Below are 6,529 nucleotides of genomic sequence, written 5' to 3'. Positions count from 1 at the left end.
GCCGGGCGAGGCGCGCCGGCCGCACTATGCCGAGCCGGCGCAGCTGCAGGAGCTGGCCGAGCTGATGGAGCAGCTGGCGCTGCAACTGGACGCCGCGGCCAATATCGAGGTGCAGGTGGTGCCGCAGGGCCTGCGCATCCTGATCAAGGACGACGCCCAGCGCTTCATGTTCAGTCGCGGCAGTGCCCGCCTGGATGCGCATTTCGCCACCCTGCTGCAGCGCCTGGCCGGCATCCTGGCCAAGGTCGACAACCACCTGATCATCAGCGGCCATACCGACTCCACGCCCTACCGCGGCGCGGTCGGCGGCTACAACAACTGGAACCTGTCCGGCGACCGCGCCTTGCGCGCGCGCAACGTGCTGGTCGAGGCCGGCCTGCCGGCTGCCACCGTGCTGCAGGTCACCGCCCAGGCCGACGGCATGCCGCTGCTGGCGGACGACCCGGAGAACGGCGCCAACCGGCGCATCGAGCTGCTGCTGCTGACCCGTCAGGCCGAGGGACTGTACCGCGAGCTGTTCGGCGAGGCGCAGGCGCGCGTGGAGTATCGCGCCGAGGGCGCGCGGTTCAGCGCGCCGGGCTCGTAGGATGACCATGGTCACCGGGCAATTAGGCGGTAGGTTGGGTTGAGCCGCGCAGCGGCGAAGCCCAACGTGGTTCGCTGTCGAGCTTCGCTGCGCTCAGCGCCAACCTACAGGCTGCGCGGCACCCGCGCCGGGCAGTAGACCTGGCGGGTTTCCAGGCCGTAGAGGCAGTTGCGAAAGCTCACCAGGCGGATGGTCGAGCCCTTGTGCCGGCCGTACAGCAGGTTGAACACCAGCTCGTCGTCGGCGTCGCTGGACAGGCCGCTGACCTGGCCGTCCTCGACGCGCAGGCGGTAGTTGCCGAGAAAGCCGTACTCCACCACCCCCGAGGTCTCGAGGATGCTGTCGCCCTGGCGGGTCATGGCGTAGAAGCGCCCACCCCGAACCTGCAGGTTGTGGCTGAGGTCGAGCACCTTGCCGTTGCTCAGCTGCACCTGGCCGCTGGAGTGGAAGCGCCCGTCCAGCTCGGCGCTGGACTTGAAATTCAGCCACAGGGTGAGGATACCGAGCAGCAGCAGCAGCAGGCTGCCCAGCGCCGCCAGCAACCAGCGCCGGCTCAGGCCGCGTTGTTCTTGCTGGCTCATGGCAGGCACCGGGTCAGTTGCGCGTCGGCCAGCTGGCTCAGCTGGCTGTCGTGGACCATCAGCGAGCGCGCGCCGCCGCCCGGCTGCATGCACAGCAGCTCGAAGAAGCCGCCGCTGTTGCCGAGGATCAGCTCGGCCGGCTTGTCGCTCAGCTCCGCCAGGCGCCTGGCCAGGCCGTGGGTGTCCAGGATCAGTTGCTGCAGGCGCTGCTCGTCCTGGTCGACGTAGAGCACGCTGACCTGGCCCAGAGTCAGCTCGCTGCTGTGCAGGCGGGCCGGCAGGCTGAACAGGTAGAGACCGACGAACAGGCCGGCGGCGACCAGGCCGAGGGAACCGAGCAGCGCCAGCCAGGAGCCGCGTCGGCGGCTGTGGCGCTGCAGGAAGGCCTGGCCGGGGGGGCTCGCAGCGATCGGCTCGTCGACCGCGCCGATATCCTCGATGCTCGGCGGGTAGACCAGGTGGCTGGGGTTGAGCAGGTAGCCGCGACGCGGCAGGGTCTGGATGATTTCGCGGCTCTTCTCGTCGCCGAGCACCTGGCGCAGGGTGTAGATCTGCTGGTTGAGGCTGCCCTGGCCGACCACCCGGTCGGCCCAGGCGTGGTTCATCAGCTCGTCGCGCGACACCACCTCGCCGGGTTCCTGCAGCAGGCGTTCGAGCAGGCGGCTGCCGGAGTAGCCGAGGTCGATCTTCTCCTCGATGCCGCTTTTCACCAGGGTCAGCTGATACAGCGCCGGGTAGAAGTGCGCATAGCAGTCGCGCCGCCCGGTCTTGATGATCAGGCAGGCGATATTGCTTCCCGGCTCGGCTACCGGCGTTTCGGGGCTGGTGTTCATGCGTTCCTTGAGGCGAGCGGCGGTTCCATGCGGGATGGTTCCCGGCGATGGACTGTCGGCATTCTGGCGTCAGGAAAATGCAGTGGCAAGTCTTGTACCAGCCGCCCTCTGCGCGGGCAGGTTGCCGGTTGCTGCAGGCATTGACCCAATACCAGCCGGTGCGCGGGCGAAGTCGACGCTATCGGCGAGAATCGCCGGCGCTTGCTCGAGCACGCCGTGGCTGGATGACGCTTGATCGGTTTGGCTGATAAGGCGAGAGAGCGACGGGCGGCGGCGGGGCCATGAGAAACGCCTCCTCGAGGCAGGGCGTTCGGGGGGATGGGCGCAATCCGTTGCGCCCGGATGACGCGGGATCAGCCCAGCAGGGACATGACCATGCCCGGCATCTGGCCGGCTTGCTTGAGCATGGAGATGCCCGACTGCATCAGCATCGAGTTCTTGGTCATGTTGGCGCTTTCCTTGGCGAAGTCGGCATCCATGATGCGACCCTTGGCCATGTCGGTGTTGTCCTTCATGTTGCTCAGGTTGTTGGCGGTGTGGTTCAGGCGGTTGATGTTGGCGCCGAACTGGGCACGCATCGAGCCGACTTCGTTCAGCGCAGTTTCCAGTCCATCGATTGCAGTGCCGGCGTTGGCGGCGCTATCGAGTGTAAAGGCAGCAATGGTGGTGTTGAGAGTGGTATCCAGAGCAGTCAGATCTGCGCTGACGTCAAATGCAAGGGTTTCAGCCGAACTGGAACCGATCTGGAAGTTGACCGGAGCTGCGAGCTTGGTGGTGAATAGCGCTTCGCCAGCGTACTTGGTGTTGTTGAAGATGTTGGTCACTTCCTTGGCCAGTTCGTCGTACTCGGCTTGCAGAGAGGCGCGGTCATCGACGGAGTTGGTATCGTTCGCCGCCTGGGTGGCCAGATCCTTCATGCGTTGCAGGATGTCAGTGGTTTCGTTGAACGCGCCTTCGGCGGTCTGCAGCAGCGATACGGCGTCGCCGGTGTTGCGCATGGCCATGTCCATGCCGCGCGACTGGGCGTTGAGGCGAGTGGCGATCTGCAGGCCGGCGGCGTCGTCGGCGGCCGAGTTGATGCGCAGGCCAGTGCCCAGGCGCTGCTGGTTGGCGCCCAGGGCGTTGTTGGTCTTGGTCAGGTTGGTCTGGGTGACCAGCGAGGAGTAGTTGGTATGAATCGACAGAGCCATGTGCGTATTCCTTCTTGCTTGAGCGCTTGAGTGAAGCTGGCTGATTGCCTGCTATGGGGGTAAGGCGACCGGCTTCTGACGCTGCTTAAATGGCGCTGAGGAATTTTTCTGCGACAGCTCGGCAGGCCGGCTCGTCGTGGAGAGATGTCGTCTGGTGTATCCACCGCCCGCGCACGCTTCATCAAGTGCTGGCGCCGCTGTTCTGCCGGTGGAAAACGCTGCGCGGCTTTCCACCCTACGCATCGGCGTTATCTGAAGGTGCTGGTCACCACCCCTTCTTCCACCACCTGCGCCTCGATCACCTTCTGGCTGCCGAGGTTGCGCACGCGGATCACCTGGCCTGCGCGGCCGTTGCCCAGGGCTTCGCCGGTGGCCGAGGCGGCGATGCCGTCCTGGCTGGCGACTATGGTCACCTGCTGGCCGCGGCGCACCAGCAGCGGGGTGGTCAGCAGGCTAGGGGCGATCAGCGCGCCGGCGCGGATGCGCCGTTTGGCGCCCTGACCTATCACCTCGTCCGCGCTGTTGTAGAAGCCGCGTGAGGCCTTGGCGACGTTCACCTCCTGCAGTTGCAGCTGTTCGGCGGCGATGGTCTGGCCGCGTTCGATCGCCCGTGCGGCGTGCACCGCGGGCACCAACACGCTGGCCTGAACCAATGCCACTCGCGTCCAGCCCGGGGTGTCGGCGCAGCTCAGCTGCAGGCGCTGGCGCGCCAGGGGCGAGGGGGCATCGCCGGCGACCCTCAGCTCCAGCGTCTGGCTGCAGGCCGGCAGCCGCTCGGCGCCGCTCAGCAGGGTGGTGCTCAGGCTGTGGCGCATGCCCTGCCAGGCCTGGCGCTTGGCCTCGGCGGCGAGCTGCTGCTGCATGTGCGCGGCAATCGCCTGGTCGATCTGGCCGGCGGCATCCGGCTCGGCGCGCGCGGCGCCGAATGGCAGCAGGGCGAGGAGGAAAAGCGCGCGGGCGCAGGCGGAAAAGGTCCTTCCGCTTTTCCTCCCGGCACTCTGTCGATGCGGAAGCCGGGCGACGCGGAAAGCCTCGTGCATCCTAGAAAATCCCTTATAAATCAAAGGTCTGTTGCTCTCGTAAAGGTTGGGCACGCTTTGTGCTCAAGGCACTGCAGCACAACCTTGGGTTAAGGGTAGCGGTGAATGAGTATACGGATTGATGAGGTGGTGGGCCTGCATACGCGCGCTCTCGAACTGCGCATGCAGCGCAGCGAGATTCTTGCCGCCAACCTGGCCAACGAGGACACCCCGGGCTTTCTCGCCCGCGATATCGACTTCGCCGGCGAGATGCAGCGGCTCGACCCGCAGCAGCGTTTCGCCGCCAGCAGCGCGGAACTCAAGTACCGCATCCCGACCCAGCCGTCGCAGGATGGCAACAGCGTCGAGCTGAGTGTGGAGCAGGCGGCGTTCTCCAAGAACAGCATGGACTTCCAGACCAGCCTGACCTTTCTCAGCATGAAATTCAGGGGCCTGAAACAGGCTATCGAGGGGCGCTGATCATGGCTTTCGACTCCATCTACCGCATCGCCGGCTCGTCGATGAACGCACAGACCGTGCGCCTCAACACCGTGGCCAGCAACCTGGCCAACGCCGACTCCGCCGCGGCCAAGGCCGAGGACGTGTACCAGGCGCGCAAGCCGGTGTTCGCCGCGGTGTACGGCAACGACCAGCTGACCCGCGGCCTGGGCATGGGCGGTGCCCATGTGCAGGTGCTCGACGTGGTCGGCGCCGGCCGCGAGCCGGTGCGCCGCTACGAGCCTGACAACCCCCTGGCCGACGACCAGGGCTACGTGTTCTACGCCGATATCGATCAGATCGAGGAGATGACCGACATGATGTCGGCCACGCGCAGCTTCGAGACCAGCGTAGAAGTGCTCAACCGCCTGAAAAGCATGCAGCAGGGCCTGCTCAAGCTCGGAGAATCCTGATGACCACGGTCAGCAACAACAGCCAGAGCAATCACGTCTACGGCATCGAGGAGGCGGTGACGCAGGCGGTCAACGTCAGCGACGCGACCCAGCTGGAGAACAACTTCCTCAGCCTGATGGTCGCGCAGATCCAGAACCAGGACCCGACCAAGCCGGTGGACAGCACCGAGTTCCTCAACCAGTTCGCCGCCATGAGCCAGGTCAAGAGCCTGGAAAACATGGCCTCGCTGAGCAAGAGCAACCTGGTGCTGATGGACAACCTGCAGACCCTCACCGCCGCCGGCCTGGTCGGCCAGGAGGTCAAGGTGGCCACCGAGCAGCTGCAGCTGGGCGAAGACAAGATCAGTGGCGCGCTCAACCTGGAACATGCCGCCGGCCAGCTGAGCCTGGTGCTTACCGACGGCAACGGGGTGAAGAAGACCGTCGCGCTGGGCAGCCAGGCGCCGGGCGCGGTGCCCTTCGAGCTGGACCCCAAGGCGCTGGGCCTGCCACCCGGCCGCTACCAGGTCGAGGTGGTCAGCGACAGCGGCGAGTACCCCAAGGTCGAGGTGGCCGGTCGCGTCACCCAGGTGCGCGTCAGCGCCGAAGGCCCGGTGCTGGACGTGGTCGGCGTGGGCTCCGTGCCCTTCTACAACATCACCGAGTTCGGCCAGGCGCACACCGCCGGCCTGCTCTGATTCCATTTCTTCGCTTAATTCAAAGGTCCAGTCGCCATGAGTTTCAATATCGCCATGACCGGCCTCAGCGCCGTCAACGAACAACTCAACACCATCAGCCACAACATCGCCAACGCCGGCACCACCGGCTTCAAGTCGTCGCGCACCGAGTTCGGCAGCATCTACGCCGACAGCCAGGCGATGGGCGTGGAAGTGCTGGCCAGCACCCAGAGCATCAGCCAGGGCGGCTCCCTGGTGACCACCGGGCGTAGCCTGGACCTGGCCATTTCCGGCGGCGGCTTCTTCGTTACCCGCGGCGGCAACGGCGACGTCAGCTACACCCGCGCCGGGGTGTTCGGCGCCGACAAGAACAACAACATCGTCAGTGCCACCGGCCAGGTGCTGCAGGGCTACCCGGTAGACGCCGCCGGCAACCTGTTAGTGGGCGCCGTGGGCGATCTGCAGCTGCAGAACGCCAACCTGCCGGCGCGCGCCACCGACAGCCTGGCCTTCGTCATGAACCTGGATTCCAACCAGGCCGTGCCGGCCACCGCGCCCTTCGACCCGGCGGACGTCAACACCTACAACTCCACCTACACCACCAAGGTGTTCGACTCCCAGGGCAAGGAACACACCCTGACCCAGTACTTCGTCAAGACCGCCGACAACGCCTGGGAAGCCCACTACTACGCCGACGGCGCCGCGGTCGGCGGCCCGCAGGCGCTGACCTTCGGCACCAACGGCAGCCTCACC

The 6,529-nt window shown here is 66.1% G+C and carries 9 protein-coding genes; 5 read left to right on the top strand and 4 right to left on the bottom strand.

Going from position 1 to position 6,529, the window contains the following annotated elements:
- Positions 1–586 (top strand): OmpA family protein (locus N878_RS10305; RefSeq protein ID WP_021443579.1); only part of this gene is annotated, 586 nt, incomplete at its 5' end.
- A gap of 104 nt (positions 587–690) precedes the next feature.
- On the opposite strand, the gene N878_RS10300 is transcribed toward N878_RS10305, so the two are convergent.
- From N878_RS10300 to flgA, 4 genes are all read right to left on the bottom strand, one after another.
- Positions 691–1,167 (bottom strand): hypothetical protein, encoded by a 477-nt coding sequence (locus N878_RS10300; protein ID WP_021443578.1) that lies wholly within the window; start codon positions 1,165–1,167, stop codon positions 691–693.
- Positions 1,164–2,000, bottom strand: coding sequence for a winged helix-turn-helix domain-containing protein (locus tag N878_RS10295; RefSeq protein WP_021443577.1), 837 nt, complete (start codon positions 1,998–2,000; stop codon positions 1,164–1,166). The genes N878_RS10300 and N878_RS10295 overlap by 4 nt, the downstream gene beginning before the upstream one ends.
- Before the next feature lie 353 nt (positions 2,001–2,353).
- Positions 2,354–3,190: a lateral flagellin LafA gene (gene lafA, locus N878_RS10290; RefSeq protein WP_021443576.1), complete on the bottom strand. Its 837-nt coding sequence runs from the start codon at positions 3,188–3,190 to the stop codon at positions 2,354–2,356.
- A gap of 248 nt (positions 3,191–3,438) precedes the next feature.
- On the bottom strand, positions 3,439–4,230 hold the full coding sequence (gene flgA / locus N878_RS10285; RefSeq protein ID WP_021443575.1) for a flagellar basal body P-ring formation chaperone FlgA: 792 nt from the start codon (positions 4,228–4,230) through the stop codon (positions 3,439–3,441).
- Positions 4,231–4,335: 105 nt separating this feature from the next.
- Between flgA and flgB the strand changes: the two genes are divergently transcribed.
- From flgB to N878_RS10265, 4 genes are all read left to right on the top strand, one after another.
- Positions 4,336–4,689 (top strand): flagellar basal body rod protein FlgB, encoded by a 354-nt coding sequence (gene flgB, locus N878_RS10280; protein ID WP_031302991.1) that lies wholly within the window; start codon positions 4,336–4,338, stop codon positions 4,687–4,689.
- Between the two features lie 2 nt (positions 4,690–4,691).
- Positions 4,692–5,120 (top strand): flagellar basal body rod protein FlgC, encoded by a 429-nt coding sequence (flgC, locus tag N878_RS10275; RefSeq protein ID WP_021443573.1) that lies wholly within the window; start codon positions 4,692–4,694, stop codon positions 5,118–5,120.
- Positions 5,120–5,797: a flagellar hook assembly protein FlgD gene (gene flgD, locus N878_RS10270; protein WP_021443572.1), complete on the top strand. Its 678-nt coding sequence runs from the start codon at positions 5,120–5,122 to the stop codon at positions 5,795–5,797. The genes flgC and flgD overlap by 1 nt, the downstream gene beginning before the upstream one ends.
- A 36-nt stretch (positions 5,798–5,833) precedes the next feature.
- A partial coding sequence (locus tag N878_RS10265; protein WP_021443571.1) for a flagellar hook-basal body complex protein occupies positions 5,834–6,529 on the top strand: 696 nt, incomplete at its 3' end.

This window comes from Pseudomonas sp. EGD-AK9, from assembly GCF_000465935.2.
Lineage (GTDB): Bacteria > Pseudomonadota > Gammaproteobacteria > Pseudomonadales > Pseudomonadaceae > Aquipseudomonas.
The sequence above is the reverse complement of the archived record's forward strand: the minus strand, read 5'-3'. Positions and strand labels throughout refer to the sequence as shown.

Excerpts from the sequence above, each read along its gene's own strand:
- N878_RS10300 (WP_021443578.1), bottom strand. The coding sequence starts at position 1,167 with ATGAGCCAGCAAGAACAACGCGGCCTGAGCCGGCGCTGGTTGCTGGCG.
- flgA (WP_021443575.1), bottom strand. The coding sequence starts at position 4,230 with ATGCACGAGGCTTTCCGCGTCGCCCGGCTTCCGCATCGACAGAGTGCC.
- flgC (WP_021443573.1), top strand. The coding sequence starts at position 4,692 with ATGGCTTTCGACTCCATCTACCGCATCGCCGGCTCGTCGATGAACGCA.
- N878_RS10295 (WP_021443577.1), bottom strand. The coding sequence starts at position 2,000 with ATGAACACCAGCCCCGAAACGCCGGTAGCCGAGCCGGGAAGCAATATC.
- flgD (WP_021443572.1), top strand. The coding sequence starts at position 5,120 with ATGACCACGGTCAGCAACAACAGCCAGAGCAATCACGTCTACGGCATC.
- flgB (WP_031302991.1), top strand. The coding sequence starts at position 4,336 with ATGAGTATACGGATTGATGAGGTGGTGGGCCTGCATACGCGCGCTCTC.
- lafA (WP_021443576.1), bottom strand. The coding sequence starts at position 3,190 with ATGGCTCTGTCGATTCATACCAACTACTCCTCGCTGGTCACCCAGACC.